General features: G+C 48.1%; 9 protein-coding genes, 16 tRNA genes, 3 rRNA genes and 1 pseudogene. 26 read left to right on the top strand and 3 right to left on the bottom strand.

Annotated elements, in window-relative coordinates:
• Window positions 1-77: 77 nt before the first annotated feature.
• From BZ167_RS05280 to BZ167_RS05265, 4 genes and pseudogenes are all read left to right on the top strand, one after another.
• Window positions 78-230: pseudogene (locus BZ167_RS05280) on the top strand (gamma-type small acid-soluble spore protein); the annotation flags it as partial.
• A gap of 160 nt (window positions 231-390) precedes the next feature.
• Window positions 391-657 carry a YgaB family protein gene (locus BZ167_RS05275; RefSeq protein ID WP_003155476.1) on the top strand — a complete coding sequence of 89 codons (267 nt, stop codon included), beginning with the start codon at window positions 391-393 and terminating at the stop codon, window positions 655-657.
• Window positions 658-792: 135 nt separating this feature from the next.
• Window positions 793-1,323 (top strand): nucleoside tri-diphosphate phosphatase, encoded by a 531-nt coding sequence (gene ntdP / locus BZ167_RS05270; protein WP_003155475.1) that lies wholly within the window; start codon window positions 793-795, stop codon window positions 1,321-1,323.
• Window positions 1,324-1,406: 83 nt separating this feature from the next.
• A complete protein-coding gene (locus BZ167_RS05265; RefSeq protein ID WP_014417243.1) occupies window positions 1,407-3,149 on the top strand; it encodes an ABC transporter ATP-binding protein in 1,743 nt (580 codons plus the stop codon).
• A gap of 78 nt (window positions 3,150-3,227) precedes the next feature.
• Here the strand turns inward: BZ167_RS05265 and BZ167_RS05260 are convergent, their stop codons facing one another.
• On the bottom strand, window positions 3,228-4,295 hold the full coding sequence (locus BZ167_RS05260; RefSeq protein WP_061861287.1) for an aromatic acid exporter family protein: 1,068 nt from the start codon (window positions 4,293-4,295) through the stop codon (window positions 3,228-3,230).
• 209 nt (window positions 4,296-4,504) lie between these two features.
• Complete coding sequence (locus tag BZ167_RS05255) at window positions 4,505-5,794, bottom strand: glutamate-1-semialdehyde 2,1-aminomutase (RefSeq protein WP_077391957.1); 1,290 nt, start codon at window positions 5,792-5,794, stop codon at window positions 4,505-4,507.
• Between the two features lie 157 nt (window positions 5,795-5,951).
• Between BZ167_RS05255 and bcp the strand changes: the two genes are divergently transcribed.
• Together bcp and perR are read left to right on the top strand one after the other, a co-directional pair.
• Window positions 5,952-6,425: a thioredoxin-dependent thiol peroxidase gene (gene bcp / locus BZ167_RS05250; RefSeq protein WP_003155466.1), complete on the top strand. Its 474-nt coding sequence runs from the start codon at window positions 5,952-5,954 to the stop codon at window positions 6,423-6,425.
• Window positions 6,426-6,549: 124 nt separating this feature from the next.
• Complete coding sequence (gene perR / locus BZ167_RS05245; protein ID WP_003155465.1) at window positions 6,550-6,987, top strand: peroxide-responsive transcriptional repressor PerR; 438 nt, start codon at window positions 6,550-6,552, stop codon at window positions 6,985-6,987.
• A gap of 34 nt (window positions 6,988-7,021) precedes the next feature.
• On the opposite strand, the gene BZ167_RS05240 is transcribed toward perR, so the two are convergent.
• Entirely contained in the window at window positions 7,022-7,375 is a 354-nt protein-coding gene (locus BZ167_RS05240) for a YgzB family protein (protein WP_007408568.1), read from the bottom strand.
• A 202-nt stretch (window positions 7,376-7,577) separates the two neighbouring features.
• Between BZ167_RS05240 and BZ167_RS05235 the strand changes: the two genes are divergently transcribed.
• The 20 genes from BZ167_RS05235 to BZ167_RS05140 all read left to right on the top strand — a co-directional run bounded on the left by BZ167_RS05235 (window position 7,578) and on the right by BZ167_RS05140 (window position 15,317).
• Window positions 7,578-8,462, top strand: a complete 885-nt coding sequence (locus tag BZ167_RS05235) for a nucleotidyltransferase-like protein (protein WP_061861289.1) — start codon at window positions 7,578-7,580, stop codon at window positions 8,460-8,462.
• 228 nt (window positions 8,463-8,690) lie between these two features.
• Window positions 8,691-10,240 (top strand): 16S ribosomal RNA (locus BZ167_RS05230).
• Window positions 10,241-10,473: 233 nt separating this feature from the next.
• A 23S ribosomal RNA gene (locus BZ167_RS05225) occupies window positions 10,474-13,403 on the top strand.
• A 101-nt stretch (window positions 13,404-13,504) separates the two neighbouring features.
• Window positions 13,505-13,620 (top strand): 5S ribosomal RNA (gene rrf / locus BZ167_RS05220).
• Together the 16S, 23S and 5S rRNA genes with 16 tRNA genes alongside form the textbook arrangement of a ribosomal RNA operon.
• Before the next feature lie 9 nt (window positions 13,621-13,629).
• Window positions 13,630-13,704: transfer RNA gene (locus BZ167_RS05215), tRNA-Asn, on the top strand.
• A 5-nt stretch (window positions 13,705-13,709) separates the two neighbouring features.
• Window positions 13,710-13,800: transfer RNA gene (locus tag BZ167_RS05210), tRNA-Ser, on the top strand.
• Between the two features lie 36 nt (window positions 13,801-13,836).
• Window positions 13,837-13,908 (top strand) — tRNA-Glu (locus BZ167_RS05205).
• A gap of 10 nt (window positions 13,909-13,918) precedes the next feature.
• Window positions 13,919-13,994, top strand: a tRNA-Val gene (locus BZ167_RS05200).
• Between the two features lie 7 nt (window positions 13,995-14,001).
• Window positions 14,002-14,078 (top strand) — tRNA-Met (locus BZ167_RS05195).
• A 6-nt stretch (window positions 14,079-14,084) separates the two neighbouring features.
• Window positions 14,085-14,161: transfer RNA gene (locus BZ167_RS05190), tRNA-Asp, on the top strand.
• 10 nt (window positions 14,162-14,171) lie between these two features.
• Window positions 14,172-14,247, top strand: a tRNA-Phe gene (locus BZ167_RS05185).
• 3 nt (window positions 14,248-14,250) lie between these two features.
• A tRNA-Thr gene (locus BZ167_RS05180) sits at window positions 14,251-14,323 on the top strand.
• 11 nt (window positions 14,324-14,334) lie between these two features.
• Window positions 14,335-14,419 (top strand) — tRNA-Tyr (locus BZ167_RS05175).
• A gap of 10 nt (window positions 14,420-14,429) precedes the next feature.
• A tRNA-Trp gene (locus BZ167_RS05170) sits at window positions 14,430-14,503 on the top strand.
• 29 nt (window positions 14,504-14,532) lie between these two features.
• Window positions 14,533-14,608: transfer RNA gene (locus BZ167_RS05165), tRNA-His, on the top strand.
• 9 nt (window positions 14,609-14,617) lie between these two features.
• Window positions 14,618-14,689, top strand: a tRNA-Gln gene (locus tag BZ167_RS05160).
• Between the two features lie 53 nt (window positions 14,690-14,742).
• Window positions 14,743-14,817 (top strand) — tRNA-Gly (locus BZ167_RS05155).
• A 6-nt stretch (window positions 14,818-14,823) separates the two neighbouring features.
• Window positions 14,824-14,894 (top strand) — tRNA-Cys (locus BZ167_RS05150).
• Window positions 14,895-14,901: 7 nt separating this feature from the next.
• A tRNA-Leu gene (locus BZ167_RS05145) sits at window positions 14,902-14,990 on the top strand.
• 245 nt (window positions 14,991-15,235) lie between these two features.
• A tRNA-Leu gene (locus tag BZ167_RS05140) sits at window positions 15,236-15,317 on the top strand.
• Window positions 15,318-15,376 lie beyond the last annotated feature (59 nt).

The raw sequence follows: 15,376 nt of genomic DNA, 5'->3' as shown, positions 1-15,376 counted from the left end.
AAAAAGATGAATAGCCTTATCATCTCCTGCGCATTCTAAAGTGCGTGGAGGTGATAACAATGGCAAACTCAAAATACAGCAAAACAGACGTTCAGCAGGTGAAAAGACAAAACCAGCAATCAGCTTCCGGTCAGGGTCAATACGGCACTGAATTCGGCAGTGAAACTGATGTGCAGCAGGTAAGAAAGCAAAACCAATCTGCTGAACAAAACAAACAGCAAAACAGCTAATCACTGAAACGAAAAAGCACTTCATCTTCGGATGGAAGTGCTTTTTTCTGTTATTAAAACGACAAAACTTGTGATTCCTCTACAGAATGAGTCAAAGGGTTTTCCGGCGTAAAATCGAAATGGTAAGGAGTATCAACCTAAAAGCCTAAGGAGGAACCCGATGTCAGAGTTTGAAAAGCTTGTAAGTGAACAGATGAAAATCATGGATCAGCTTCTCGAGCTGCAGTCAGAACTTGACCGCTGCCGGCAGGTGGAAGCGGAACTCATCAGTCTGGAAAGAGATGCAAAGCTGGACAATGTACAGGACGAAATTGCGACAAAGCGAAAAGACCTGGCCGGCATACAGGAGTTATTCCAAAGGCAGACAGAGCAAGTCATCCAGTCTTATCGCAGCACGGAAAAGCCGTCTTCCTATGTGCAGAAATGAATGTGCCATTCCGGAAGCGGAGTGGTTCTTTTATTTTCATTTTTTAATTCGTAACGTTATAATAGTGAAAAGACTTGTCGGAAAGCAATTGCGGCTGCATTGACTGCAGGGCTTTACAGAAAGTAGGGGAGAAATATGGGATATCCCAAGGAAGGAGAAACCATTCAAATTCACAGCTATAAGCATAACGGGCTGCTTCATCGAATTTGGAATGAAACGACGATTTTAAAAAGTACGGAATTGTGTATCATCGGAGCCAACGACCGGACAATGGTGACGGAATCCGACGGACGGACGTGGGTGACGAGAGAACCGGCGATCTGCTACTTTCATGCCCGTCAGTGGTTTAACGTCATCGGAATGCTGAGAGATGACGGGGTACACTATTATTGCAACATCAGCTCGCCGTTCGCTTATGACGGAGAGGCCATCAAATATATTGATTACGATTTGGATGTCAAGGTGTTTCCGGATATGACGTATAACATTCTTGACGAGGATGAATACGATGACCACCGCAAATCAATGAATTACCCTAAAGAGATCGACAGCATTCTGAAGGAGTATCTGAATACGCTGCTGCACTGGATTCATCAGCGGAAAGGACCGTTTGCTCCGGAATTTGTTGATATGTGGTATGAACGGTATCTGCGCTATACAAAATAAAGAATACAATAAAAAAACCTGTTGGGGTGTCAACAGGTTTTTCACATGGGCTCACACGCCTTAAAGAGAGAGGGGGATAAAGTGTGGGCGTAATCAGACGCTATATGCAATTTGTAAAACCTTATAAAAAACAAATTTTTATCACAGTGTTAATCGGCATCATAAAATTCTCCATCCCGCTGGCTCTCCCGCTGCTGTTAAAATACGTGGTCGATGACATTATTCAAGGGAGCGGAACGGCAAGCGCTAAAACATCATCGCTATTCACGATCATGGGTATCATGTTTGTGCTGTTTTTAATTCTGCGTCCCCCGGTAGAGTACTATCGGCAATACTTCGCGCAATGGACGGGCAGCCGGGTGCTCTATGATATCAGGGGAGTATTGTTTGATCATATTCAAAAATTGAGCCTGAGGTTTTATGCCAACACGAGAACGGGCGAAGTCATTTCCCGGGTGATAAATGATGTCGAACAGACAAAAGACTTTGTCATAACGGGACTGATGAATATCTGGCTTGATATGATGACGGTGCTGATCGTCATCTGCATTATGTTTACACTCGATGTCAAGCTGACATTGATATCTGTCATTTTGTTTCCGTTATACGGAATTTCAGTGAAATACTTTTACGGCCGCCTCCGAAAACTGACACGTGAGCGTTCTCAGGCACTCGCCCAAGTTCAGGGACATTTGCACGAACGAGTTCAGGGGATGCCCGTCATCAGAAGTTTTGCCATTGAAGATTATGAACAAGCCAATTTTGATGAAAAAAACGGACATTTTCTGGACAGAGCGATCCGTCATACGAATTGGAACGCAAAAACGTTTGCAGTCGTGAATACCATTACGGATTTGGCGCCGCTGCTCGTTATCGCGTTTGCGGGTTATTTTGTCATAAACGGTCCGCTGACGGTAGGGACGATGGTTGCGTTCGTCGGCTATATTGACAGAATGTACAATCCGGTCAGAAGATTGATCAACTCATCGACGACGCTGACCCAGTCGATCGCTTCAATGGACCGCATATTTGAATTTATCGACGAGCCGTATGAACTGACTGATAAACCGAATGCAGTAAAAGCTGACGGCATTAAGGGCGAAGTTGAATTCCGAAATGTCTCGTTCCGTTATGAGGAAGGAAAAGAAACGATTTTGCAGGACGTTTCCTTAAAGGTGACAAAAGGGGAAACCGTCGCGCTCGTCGGGATGAGCGGCGGCGGTAAATCGACGCTTGTCAGCCTCATACCGCGTTTTTATGATGTATCCGGCGGCAGCCTGCTGATTGACGGCACAGATATTCGCGATTATGAAGCGAGAAGCCTCCGCAATCAAGTCGGAATGGTGCTTCAGGATACGTTTCTGTTCAGTGAGACGATTCGTGAAAATATCGCCATCGGTAAACCGGGAGCGTCTCTGGATGAGGTGGTTGCGGCTGCGAAAGCGGCAAATGCCCATGAATTTATTATGAATTTCCCCGAAGGCTATGAAACCAAAGTCGGCGAACGGGGCGTCAAATTGTCAGGCGGGCAGAAACAGCGGATTTCCATCGCGCGTGTATTCTTAAAAAATCCGCCGCTGTTAATCTTGGATGAAGCGACATCGGCTCTTGATCTGGAAAGTGAACACTACATTCAGGAAGCGATGGAAAAGCTTGCGAAAAACAGGACGACATTTATCGTCGCCCACAGGCTGTCCACGATTACGCACGCGGATAAAATTGTCGTCATGGAAAACGGCGCCGTCGTCGAAACCGGCACGCACGAGGAATTAATGGCCCAAGGCGGCCAGTACAGACACTTATTTACGATTCAGAATTTGAACTGATACAAAAACGTATGCCGTCCGAATGGGCGGCATACGTTTTTTTAAATGCAAAAAAACCCGGTTATCTAGAGCACCGGGTTACTCATCTTCGTCTGTTTCTAATTCGCTGTCTTTCGGGTGGTATGTCTGGAAACTCGTAATCAGTGTATCAAGATGTTCCAGCTGCTCACGGTATTCCGCAACCGCAGCCATAATGCTGAGCATATTGTAATCAAGCAGTTCATCCTCGCAGTTCTGCTGATTTTTCAAGAAAGACTTCGTCAAAAGCTGTTTATATCTTATGCTTTCTTCAGCATCGTCATCATGCGGTTTGATCTTGCCGACCGTCCGCATCAGAATCCTTTCGTGCCAATGAAGCAGATAATCAATTTCTTCTGTCAGCGTCTCCTGAAATTCCTCCGGCATATGATAAATCTCGTTTTCATAGCGGTGCAGCTTTTTCAGCGTATCAAGCGCCCGATTCGCCGTAATAATCGCCTGTCTGAACAATACAAGCTTGCGCGACTTTACATACGTCGTTTTCTTAAAGTAGCTTCTCTCCTCTTTATAAAGAAGGTACGTATGATCAAGCTTCATCATCTTTTCCTTCAGCTTCTCAATATCCTCTTTCAATATCGAGTGTTCCGTGGACTGACGCATCGTCAGCCTGATCCATTTCATGATCTCATCGGTATATTCAACCGTATGATGAGTCAGCTTCGTTTCGTATTTCGGCGGAAGAAACACAAGGTTCACAATAAAAGAAGACAGCACGCCTAAAATAACGGTGCTTGTTCGTATCAGAGCGAACGTCAGGAAGCTGTTTCCCGGTGTTTCTAAAATTGCGATAACCGTCACGAGCGCAATCGAAATGGTGTGTTCAATTTTCAGTTTTAACATGATCGTGATGACAATCACTGCGGTCAATCCGATCATAATCGGACTCGGTCCGAAAATCAGTCCGAATGCCGTAGCGATGACAGCGCCGATGATATTTGCCTGAACCTGATCAATAATGATAAGAAAAGACCTGTAAATAGAGGGCTGTATGGCAAATATAGCTGCAATCCCGGCAAAGATCGGCGACGGAAGTCCGATCCATGATGCTAAGTAGAGCGCGAGCGTAATCGCAATCCCTGTTTTAAAAATGCGGGCACCAAGTTTCATTGGTTTGTGCGTGCATTCCTTTCTCTAATAAATTATGTGCCGAACGAACGGCTGACACTTACATTTCCCTGTCGGCTGATTTGCTAAACAATAAAGTAATATACAGGGATCATACCAATTATTCAAGGTCTTTTTTTGAAAAAACCATTATCTCACAAATCGGACAAAAAGAAAAAGCGGAAGCCCCGGGCTCCCGCTTGTTTCAGCAGTTATTTTTTCATATGTCTGAACGCATCTTCAACGGCTTGTAAAGTGGCGTCGATATCCTCTTCAGTATGTGCGGTTGTGATAAACCAAGCTTCATACTTCGATGGAGCGAGATTGATGCCGCGCTCAAGCATCAGCTTGAAGAACTTGGCGAATGCTTCTCCGTCCGTATTTTCCGCCTGCTCGTAATTGACGATCTTTTCATCAGTGAAGTAAACCGTGAGCGCGCCTTTTAAACGGTTGACGGTGATGGTAATGCCGTGTGTCTCCGCATGGGCGAGAATGCCTCGCTCAAGTCTGGCGCCGAGCTCATCAAGCCGCTCATAAACGCCTTCTTCCTTCAGCACTTCCAGGCAGGCGATGCCTGATAGGATAGATGCCGGGTTTCCGGCCATTGTGCCGGCTTGATATGCCGGGCCGAGCGGAGCAACCTGCTCCATGATCTCTTTTTTGCCTCCGTAAGCGCCGATCGGCAAGCCGCCCCCGATAATTTTACCGAGCGCCGTTAAATCAGGCTTCACTTGAAGAAGATCCTGCGCGCCTCCGTACATAAAACGGAACGCCGTGATCACTTCATCATAAATGACGAGCGCGCCCGCTTTATGGGTCAATTCATTTACCTGTTCTAAAAATCCTTCTTCAGGTTCAACGATGCCGAAGTTGCCGACGATCGGCTCGACGAGAACCGCTGCAATTTCCGAACCCCATTTATCCAGCGCGGCTTTGTAGCTTTCAATATCATTGAAAGGAACGGTAATCACCTCATTGGCGATGCTTTTCGGCACGCCGGCGGAATCAGGGGTGCCGAGCGTAGACGGGCCGGAACCCGCAGCGACAAGTACGAGATCAGAATGGCCGTGATAGCAGCCGGCGAATTTAATGATTTTTGTCCGGCCTGTATAAGCGCGTGCAACCCGGATCGTTGTCATTACCGCTTCAGTGCCTGAGTTTACGAATCGTACTTTATCAAGTGAAGGAATGGCCTCCTTCAGCATTTTGGCGAAAGTGACCTCATGTTTGGTCGGCGTCCCGTACAGCACGCCGTTTTCAGCCGCTGTTTTAATCGCTTCAGTTATATGCGGATGGGCATGTCCGGTAATAATCGGGCCGTAAGCCGCTAAATAATCGATATACTGATTCCCGTCTACATCCCAGAAATAAGCGCCGTTCGCTTTTTCCATCGCAACGGGTGAACCGCCGCCTACCGCTTTATAGGATCTGGACGGGCTGTTCACGCCTCCGACGATATGCTCTAACGCTTCCTTATGAAGTTCAACTGATTTTGTATACAAAAAATGACCCTCCTAATATCTCCTTACATCATGTTCTATTGTAGCATGCTTCATTGCGAGCACAACGGTTCATGCTTCCAGAAAAGAGCGGGGGGATAACGGTTGTAATCTTAACGTGAATTGGATACGCTTAATAAAAAACCCGGAGGTATAAGAAATGACGATTGAAATCGGACAAACAGCACCGGATATGAAATTAGTGAATGACAGCGGTGAAGAAGTAGCATTGACGGATTTTAAAGGGAAGTACGTCGTTCTCTATTTTTATCCGAAAGACATGACACCCGGATGCACGACGGAAGCATGTGATTTCCGTGATCAGCACGAAAGTTTCGCGGGACTTGATGCGGTTATCATCGGAGTAAGCCCTGACAGCCGTGATAAACATGAAAAATTTAAGCAAAAACACGATCTTCCTTTCCAGCTCCTCGTTGACGATGAGCACAAACTGGCGGAAGCTTTTGATGTGTGGAAGCTGAAGAAGAATTTTGGGAAAGAATATATGGGTATCGAGCGATCCACTTTTTTGTTAGATAAAGAAGGCCGTCTTGTGAAGGAGTGGAGAAAGGTAAAAGTGAAAGATCACGTTGCCGAGGCGCTTCGCGAATTGGAACAAATTGCGTCTAATTAATGGACAAATGCTGAACTCACGGGGTTTTCTTCAGATTACATTTGACAGGAGACCGGAAAAAGATGTACACTAATTATAAACATTATAAAGTAAGAATCTTTTTTAGAAGAGAGGTGCATGACGGATGGCTGCACATGAATTAAAAGAAGCCTTAGACACGTTGAAGGATACGGGAGTCCGGATTACTCCTCAACGTCATGCCATTCTGGAATATCTCGTGGATTCTATGGCACATCCGACAGCGGACGATATATATAAAGCCTTGGAAGGGAAATTCCCTAATATGAGTGTTGCGACAGTGTATAACAATTTGCGTGTATTCCGGGAAGCGGGGCTTGTAAAGGAACTGACGTACGGAGATGCGTCCAGCAGATTTGACTTTGTCACCTCTGACCATTATCACGCCATTTGTGAAAGCTGCGGAAAAATCGTAGACTTCCATTATCCCGGGCTTGACGAAGTGGAACAGCTTGCGGCTCACGTCACGGGGTTTAAGGTAAGCCACCACCGTTTGGAGATTTACGGCGTCTGCCAAGAATGTTCCAAAAAAGAAAACCACTAAACGAAGCTGACCGCTTTGATACGGTCAGCTTCGTTTATTTTACACTGTTTTTTCTGTTATAAGACTCATCGAACGCTTTGCCTTCCAATCCTTTATCCAATGTAAGCGGCTCTCTGCAATGCATGCACATATCCACTCTGCCCAGTATCTTCGTTTCTTTCTCGCAAGCGGGGCACATCACCCGGACCGCTTTTGTGGACAGCATGCCGATCCAAAAATAAACGGCGGTGCTGAGCCCGATCGACAGCAGGCCGAGAATCATAAACAAGCTGGCAAGCAAAACAGACTGCTTAAAGAACAGCCCGATGTACATAATGATAAACCCAACGAAAACCAAACTTAACGCAAACGTTCTGATCTTATTAATTTTGCTTGAGTATTTCGCCATGTCCATCCCCCTCCCGTTTAACTATAGCACAAAACAGATGGCATATTCTTCATGTTTTCGTAAGAAAAGGGAAGAATAAATATGGCACCTGAAAGGAAATTTGTTATAATAGTGCAATGTGTTTAGAAAAAAGGACTTTCATGTTTTATCATAGAAATGTAGAAACAATAGCTAGTGAAACAATCGCATTGGAGGAATCGTAATGGACAATCTTCTCCGTCCAATTTACCAAGAAAGAGCAAGTCATCCCGATACGCTGGCCGTCCTTATGATTGAGAGAAGGAGTAAAGCATCATCCATCACGGATAACTTTGATGCGGTCATGCTTGTCATTGTCAAACAGGCTGATGAACCTCTTTTTATAAAGCATTATGAATTCGAACACAAAACCGCTTCTTTACATATTGTAACGGATGCTCTGCTTCAGGAATGGATTCTGCTTGGGACCAATAGAAGAGTCATAGATTGGATCATCAACGGCAAAGTACTGTTTGACCGCAATGAATATATATCTGAACTCAATGACCGGCTCAGCACTTTTCCTTTCGCCGAGCGGAAATTAAAGATCGGAATGGAATACGGCAAGCTGATCAGAAGATTTGTAGAAGGAAAAGCGTTTTTTGAAGCTGATCATTTTCTGGATGCATATTATGCGGTAGTGCATGCTCTTCACCACTTGGCCCGCATTGAAGTGATTGACCGGGGATTTTATCCCGAAACGACAGTCTGGAACCAGGTCCGTCACATTGAGCCGCAGGTATATAAGCTATATTCCGAACTTGTCGAGAGTCACGAAAGTTTGGAGAAAAGGCTCGAATTATTATTCTTAGCAAATGATTTTCTCATCCATTCAAAAGCTGAAATCGGTTCTGCGCACCTTTTTCAAGTGATGAAAGAAAAAGGAATGTGGCAGTTTGGAGAATTGCTTCAGCACCCTGAACTGGTGCACTTCACCCAAGATCTCGGTGTCATGCTTGATTATCTGACGGAAAAAGGCTTTGTTGAAGTATCTCAAATAGAGACCAAAGGGCAGGAAGTATATCATCGAGGATATTCTTTCAAAAAAAGTGTTGACGCTGAATCATAGGCATGGTATATTATTAAACGTCGCTGATGCGCTTCAACAAAAAGCTCACAGCGGCGGAGAAATAAAAACAAAAAACATTTGACAGCAACTCGCTGAAATGTTATACTTAAAAAGTCGCCTCGAGATGAGGTTGAAATGATCTTTGAAAACTAAACAAGACAAAACGTACCTGTTAATTCAAAGTTTTAAATAAATCGCACAGTGATGTGCGTAGTCAGTCAAACTACTTTATCGGAGAGTTTGATCCTGGCTCAGGACGAACGCTGGCGGCGTGCCTAATACATGCAAGTCGAGCGGACAGATGGGAGCTTGCTCCCTGATGTTAGCGGCGGACGGGTGAGTAACACGTGGGTAACCTGCCTGTAAGACTGGGATAACTCCGGGAAACCGGGGCTAATACCGGATGGTTGTCTGAACCGCATGGTTCAGACATAAAAGGTGGCTTCGGCTACCACTTACAGATGGACCCGCGGCGCATTAGCTAGTTGGTGAGGTAACGGCTCACCAAGGCAACGATGCGTAGCCGACCTGAGAGGGTGATCGGCCACACTGGGACTGAGACACGGCCCAGACTCCTACGGGAGGCAGCAGTAGGGAATCTTCCGCAATGGACGAAAGTCTGACGGAGCAACGCCGCGTGAGTGATGAAGGTTTTCGGATCGTAAAGCTCTGTTGTTAGGGAAGAACAAGTGCCGTTCAAATAGGGCGGCACCTTGACGGTACCTAACCAGAAAGCCACGGCTAACTACGTGCCAGCAGCCGCGGTAATACGTAGGTGGCAAGCGTTGTCCGGAATTATTGGGCGTAAAGGGCTCGCAGGCGGTTTCTTAAGTCTGATGTGAAAGCCCCCGGCTCAACCGGGGAGGGTCATTGGAAACTGGGGAACTTGAGTGCAGAAGAGGAGAGTGGAATTCCACGTGTAGCGGTGAAATGCGTAGAGATGTGGAGGAACACCAGTGGCGAAGGCGACTCTCTGGTCTGTAACTGACGCTGAGGAGCGAAAGCGTGGGGAGCGAACAGGATTAGATACCCTGGTAGTCCACGCCGTAAACGATGAGTGCTAAGTGTTAGGGGGTTTCCGCCCCTTAGTGCTGCAGCTAACGCATTAAGCACTCCGCCTGGGGAGTACGGTCGCAAGACTGAAACTCAAAGGAATTGACGGGGGCCCGCACAAGCGGTGGAGCATGTGGTTTAATTCGAAGCAACGCGAAGAACCTTACCAGGTCTTGACATCCTCTGACAATCCTAGAGATAGGACGTCCCCTTCGGGGGCAGAGTGACAGGTGGTGCATGGTTGTCGTCAGCTCGTGTCGTGAGATGTTGGGTTAAGTCCCGCAACGAGCGCAACCCTTGATCTTAGTTGCCAGCATTCAGTTGGGCACTCTAAGGTGACTGCCGGTGACAAACCGGAGGAAGGTGGGGATGACGTCAAATCATCATGCCCCTTATGACCTGGGCTACACACGTGCTACAATGGACAGAACAAAGGGCAGCGAAACCGCGAGGTTAAGCCAATCCCACAAATCTGTTCTCAGTTCGGATCGCAGTCTGCAACTCGACTGCGTGAAGCTGGAATCGCTAGTAATCGCGGATCAGCATGCCGCGGTGAATACGTTCCCGGGCCTTGTACACACCGCCCGTCACACCACGAGAGTTTGTAACACCCGAAGTCGGTGAGGTAACCTTTATGGAGCCAGCCGCCGAAGGTGGGACAGATGATTGGGGTGAAGTCGTAACAAGGTAGCCGTATCGGAAGGTGCGGCTGGATCACCTCCTTTCTAAGGATTTTAACGGAGTATAAGACCATGGGTCTTATAAACAGAACGTTCCCTGTCTTGTTTAGTTTTGAAGGATCATTCCTTCAAAACATAGGAACACCTGCTAAATGCGCCACTTCCTGTGGCAACGCATGTGTTAGCATGTCCTATGCGTTGTTCTTTGAAAACTAGATAACAGAAGTAATTCACATTCAATTAGTAATGCAAGATATCACGTAGTGATTCTTTTTAACGGTTAAGTTAGAAAGGGCGCACGGTGGATGCCTTGGCACTAGGAGCCGATGAAGGACGGGACGAACACCGATATGCTTCGGGGAGCTGTAAGCAAGCTTTGATCCGGAGATTTCCGAATGGGGAAACCCACCACTCGTAATGGAGTGGTATCCATATCTGAATACATAGGATATGAGAAGGCAGACCCGGGGAACTGAAACATCTAAGTACCCGGAGGAAGAGAAAGCAAATGCGATTCCCTGAGTAGCGGCGAGCGAAACGGGACCAGCCCAAACCAAGAGGCTTGCCTCTTGGGGTTGTAGGACACTCTGTACGGAGTTACAAAGGAACGAGATAGATGAAGAGGTCTGGAAAGGCCCGCCATAGGAGGTAACAGCCCTGTAGTCAAAACTTCGTTCTCTCCTGAGTGGATCCTGAGTACGGCGGAACACGTGAAATTCCGTCGGAATCCGGGAGGACCATCTCCCAAGGCTAAATACTCCCTAGTGACCGATAGTGAACCAGTACCGTGAGGGAAAGGTGAAAAGCACCCCGGAAGGGGAGTGAAAGAGATCCTGAAACCGTGTGCCTACAAGTAGTCAGAGCCCGTTAACGGGTGATGGCGTGCCTTTTGTAGAATGAACCGGCGAGTTACGATCCCGTGCAAGGTTAAGCAGAAGATGCGGAGCCGCAGCGAAAGCGAGTCTGAATAGGGCGAATTGAGTACGTGGTCGTAGACCCGAAACCAGGTGATCTACCCATGTCCAGGGTGAAGTTCAGGTAACACTGAATGGAGGCCCGAACCCACGCACGTTGAAAAGTGCGGGGATGAGGTGTGGGTAGGGGTGAAATGCCAATCGAACCTGGAGATAGCTGGTTCTCTCCGAAATAGCTTTAGGGCTAGCCTCAAGGTAAGAGTCTCGGAGGTAGAGCACTGATTGGACTAGGGGCCCCTACCGGGTTACCGAATTCAGTCAAACTCCGAATGCCGATGACTTATCCTTGGGAGTCAGACTGCGAGTGATAAGATCCGTAGTCGAAAGGGAAACAGCCCAGACCGCCAGCTAAGGTCCCAAAGTATACGTTAAGTGGAAAAGGATGTGGAGTTGCTTAGACAACCAGGATGTTGGCTTAGAAGCAGCCACCATTTAAAGAGTGCGTAATAGCTCACTGGTCGAGTGACTCTGCGCCGAAAATGTACCGGGGCTAAACGTATCACCGAAGCTGCGGACTGTTCTTCGAACAGTGGTAGGAGAGCGTTCTAAGGGCTGTGAAGCAAGACCGGAAGGACTTGTGGAGCGCTTAGAAGTGAGAATGCCGGTATGAGTAGCGAAAGAGGGGTGAGAATCCCCTCCACCGAATGCCTAAGGTTTCCTGAGGAAGGCTCGTCCGCTCAGGGTTAGTCGGGACCTAAGCCGAGGCCGAAAGGCGTAGGCGATGGATAACAGGTTGATATTCCTGTACCACCTCCTCACCATTTGAGCAATGGGGGGACGCAGGAGGATAGGGTAAGCGCGGTATTGGATATCCGCGTCCAAGCAGTTAGGCTGGGAAATAGGCAAATCCGTTTCCCGTGAAGGCTGAGCTGTGATGGCGAGCGAATTATAGTAGCGAAGTTCCTGATTCCACACTGCCAAGAAAAGCCTCTAGCGAGGTGAGAGGTGCCCGTACCGCAAACCGACACAGGTAGGCGAGGAGAGAATCCTAAGGTGATCGAGAGAACTCTCGTTAAGGAACTCGGCAAAATGACCCCGTAACTTCGGGAGAAGGGGTGCTCTGTTAGGGTGCAAGCCCGAGAGAGCCGCAGTGAATAGGCCCAGGCGACTGTTTAGCAAAAACACAGGTCTCTGCGAAGCCGTAAGGCGAAGTATAGGGGCTGACGCCTGCCCGGTGCTGGAAGGTTAAGAGGAGCGCTTAGCGTAAGCGAAGGTGCGAATTGAAGCCCCAGTAAACGGCGGCCGTAACTATAACGGTCCTAAGGTAGCGAAATTCCTTGTCGGGTAAGTTCCGACCCGCACGAAAGGCGCAACGATCTGGGCACTGTCTCAACGAGAGACTCGGTGAAATTATAGTACCTGTGAAGATGCAGGTTACCCGCGACAGGACGGAAAGACCCCGTGGAGCTTTACTGCAGCCTGATATTGAATGTTGGTACAGCTTGTACAGGATAGGTAGGAGCCTTGGAAACCGGAGCGCCAGCTTCGGTGGAGGCATCGGTGGGATACTACCCTGGCTGTATTGACCTTCTAACCCGCCGCCCTTATCGGGCGGGGAGACAGTGTCAGGTGGGCAGTTTGACTGGGGCGGTCGCCTCCTAAAAGGTAACGGAGGCGCCCAAAGGTTCCCTCAGAATGGTTGGAAATCATTCGCAGAGTGTAAAGGCACAAGGGAGCTTGACTGCGAGACCTACAAGTCGAGCAGGGACGAAAGTCGGGCTTAGTGATCCGGTGGTTCCGCATGGAAGGGCCATCGCTCAACGGATAAAAGCTACCCCGGGGATAACAGGCTTATCTCCCCCAAGAGTCCACATCGACGGGGAGGTTTGGCACCTCGATGTCGGCTCATCGCATCCTGGGGCTGTAGTCGGTCCCAAGGGTTGGGCTGTTCGCCCATTAAAGCGGTACGCGAGCTGGGTTCAGAACGTCGTGAGACAGTTCGGTCCCTATCCGTCGCGGGCGCAGGAAATTTGAGAGGAGCTGTCCTTAGTACGAGAGGACCGGGATGGACGCACCGCTGGTGTACCAGTTGTTCTGCCAAGGGCATCGCTGGGTAGCTATGTGCGGACGGGATAAGTGCTGAAAGCATCTAAGCATGAAGCCCCCCTCAAGATGAGATTTCCCATTCCGCAAGGAAGTAAGATCCCTGAAAGATGATCAGGTTGATAGGTCTGAGGTGGAAGTGTGGCGACACATGGAGCTGACAGATACTAATCGATCGAGGACTTAACCAATTTGAATGTATGCTTACTGTTATCTAGTTTTGAGAGAATTTTTTAAAAAAACTCTTGCTTTTTCTGAAATACATAGTATAATAATACATGTCACTAAAACGTCTGGTGATGATGGCGAAGAGGTCACACCCGTTCCCATGCCGAACACGGAAGTTAAGCTCTTCAGCGCCGATGGTAGTCGGGGGTTTCCCCCTGTGAGAGTAGGACATCGCCAGGCAGACTTCATTCCGCAGTAGCTCAGTGGTAGAGCTATCGGCTGTTAACCGATCGGTCGTAGGTTCGAATCCTACCTGCGGAGCCATTTATGGAGAGCTGTCCGAGTGGCCGAAGGAGCACGATTGGAAATCGTGTAGGCGGTAACCCCGTCTCAAGGGTTCGAATCCCTTGCTCTCCGCCACTAATTATCAATACATAACAAACGAAAAAATACCAGGGCCCGTTGGTCAAGCGGTTAAGACACCGCCCTTTCACGGCGGTAACACGGGTTCGAATCCCGTACGGGTCACTTATATGATGGAGGATTAGCTCAGCTGGGAGAGCATCTGCCTTACAAGCAGAGGGTCGGCGGTTCGAGCCCGTCATCCTCCACCATTATCATCGCGGGGTGGAGCAGTTCGGTAGCTCGTCGGGCTCATAACCCGAAGGTCGCAGGTTCAAATCCTGCCCCCGCAACCAAAAAATGGTCCGGTAGTTCAGTTGGTTAGAATGCCTGCCTGTCACGCAGGAGGTCGCGGGTTCGAGTCCCGTCCGGACCGCCATTTATAAAAAGGCTCGGTAGCTCAGTTGGTAGAGCAACGGACTGAAAATCCGTGTGTCGGCGGTTCGATTCCGTCCCGAGCCACCATTTGCCGGTCTAGCTCAATTGGTAGAGCAACTGACTTGTAATCAGTAGGTTGGGGGTTCAAGTCCTCTGGCCGGCACTCTAAATGATGGAGGGGTAGCGAAGTGGCTAAACGCGGCGGACTGTAAATCCGCTCCCTCAGGGTTCGGCAGTTCGAATCTGCCCCCCTCCACCATTTTATAAATAGGGGCATAGTTTAACGGTAGAACAGAGGTCTCCAAAACCTCCGGTGTGGGTTCGATTCCTACTGCCCCTGCCACTATTTTATTTATTCATCTTCAGATTATGGCGGTTGTGGCGAAGTGGTTAACGCACCAGATTGTGGCTCTGGCACTCGTGGGTTCGATTCCCATCAATCGCCCCATTTTATCATTGGGCTATAGCCAAGCGGTAAGGCAACGGACTTTGACTCCGTCATGCGTTGGTTCGAATCCAGCTAGCCCAGTTGCATTTTTTTAAAAACAACAGCATAAGATGTATTAGGTTCTTTTACATGTTGCGGAAGTAGTTCAGTGGTAGAACATCACCTTGCCAAGGTGGGGGTCGCGGGTTCGAATCCCGTCTTCCGCTCCAAATTACGGCGGCATAGCCAAGTGGTAAGGCAGAGGTCTGCAAAACCTTTATCCCCGGTTCGAATCCGGGTGTCGCCTTTCTATTGCCGGGGTGGTGGAATTGGCAGACACACAGGACTTAAAATCCTGCGGTAGGTGACTACCGTGCCGGTTCAAGTCCGGCCCTCGGCACCAATTTAACTTTGAACGAACTATGTTAAATTGGTCATCAGTTTTCACATTATAAAACATATATGAGAGTGATTTGCATATTGCAGATCACTTTTTTTATATAATAAAAACGTAATGACTATCAATATAAGTTTCTTGCTTGTATCGTATATACTGCATTACCATTTAAAAAACTTTGCTAAAACCGTTGACGTTTTATGAAATACATGTTATATTTATATACGTCGGTTGAACACGACGAATTACATGCCGGTGTGGCGGAATTGGCAGACGCGCACGACTCAAAATCGTGTTCCTTCTGGAGTGCCGGTTCGACCCCGGCCACCGGTATAAAAAGGCTTCTACAATATGTAGAAGCCTTTTTTGTTGTGTGAAAATATCCTCCAAGG

Source organism: Bacillus sp. 275 (assembly GCF_001999205.1).
Taxonomy (GTDB): Bacteria; Bacillota; Bacilli; order Bacillales; family Bacillaceae; genus Bacillus; species Bacillus velezensis.
The sequence above is the reverse complement of the archived record's forward strand: the minus strand, read 5'-3'. Positions and strand labels throughout refer to the sequence as shown.

Bases quoted from the DNA above. Each gene is read 5' to 3' on its own strand.
- ntdP (WP_003155475.1), top strand. From the start codon at position 793: ATGGGATATCCCAAGGAAGGAGAAACCATTCAAATTCACAGCTATAAG.
- BZ167_RS05275 (WP_003155476.1), top strand. From the start codon at position 391: ATGTCAGAGTTTGAAAAGCTTGTAAGTGAACAGATGAAAATCATGGAT.
- BZ167_RS05260 (WP_061861287.1), bottom strand. From the start codon at position 4,295: ATGAAACTTGGTGCCCGCATTTTTAAAACAGGGATTGCGATTACGCTC.
- bcp (WP_003155466.1), top strand. From the start codon at position 5,952: ATGACGATTGAAATCGGACAAACAGCACCGGATATGAAATTAGTGAAT.
- BZ167_RS05240 (WP_007408568.1), bottom strand. From the start codon at position 7,375: ATGGCGAAATACTCAAGCAAAATTAATAAGATCAGAACGTTTGCGTTA.
- perR (WP_003155465.1), top strand. From the start codon at position 6,550: ATGGCTGCACATGAATTAAAAGAAGCCTTAGACACGTTGAAGGATACG.
- BZ167_RS05235 (WP_061861289.1), top strand. From the start codon at position 7,578: ATGGACAATCTTCTCCGTCCAATTTACCAAGAAAGAGCAAGTCATCCC.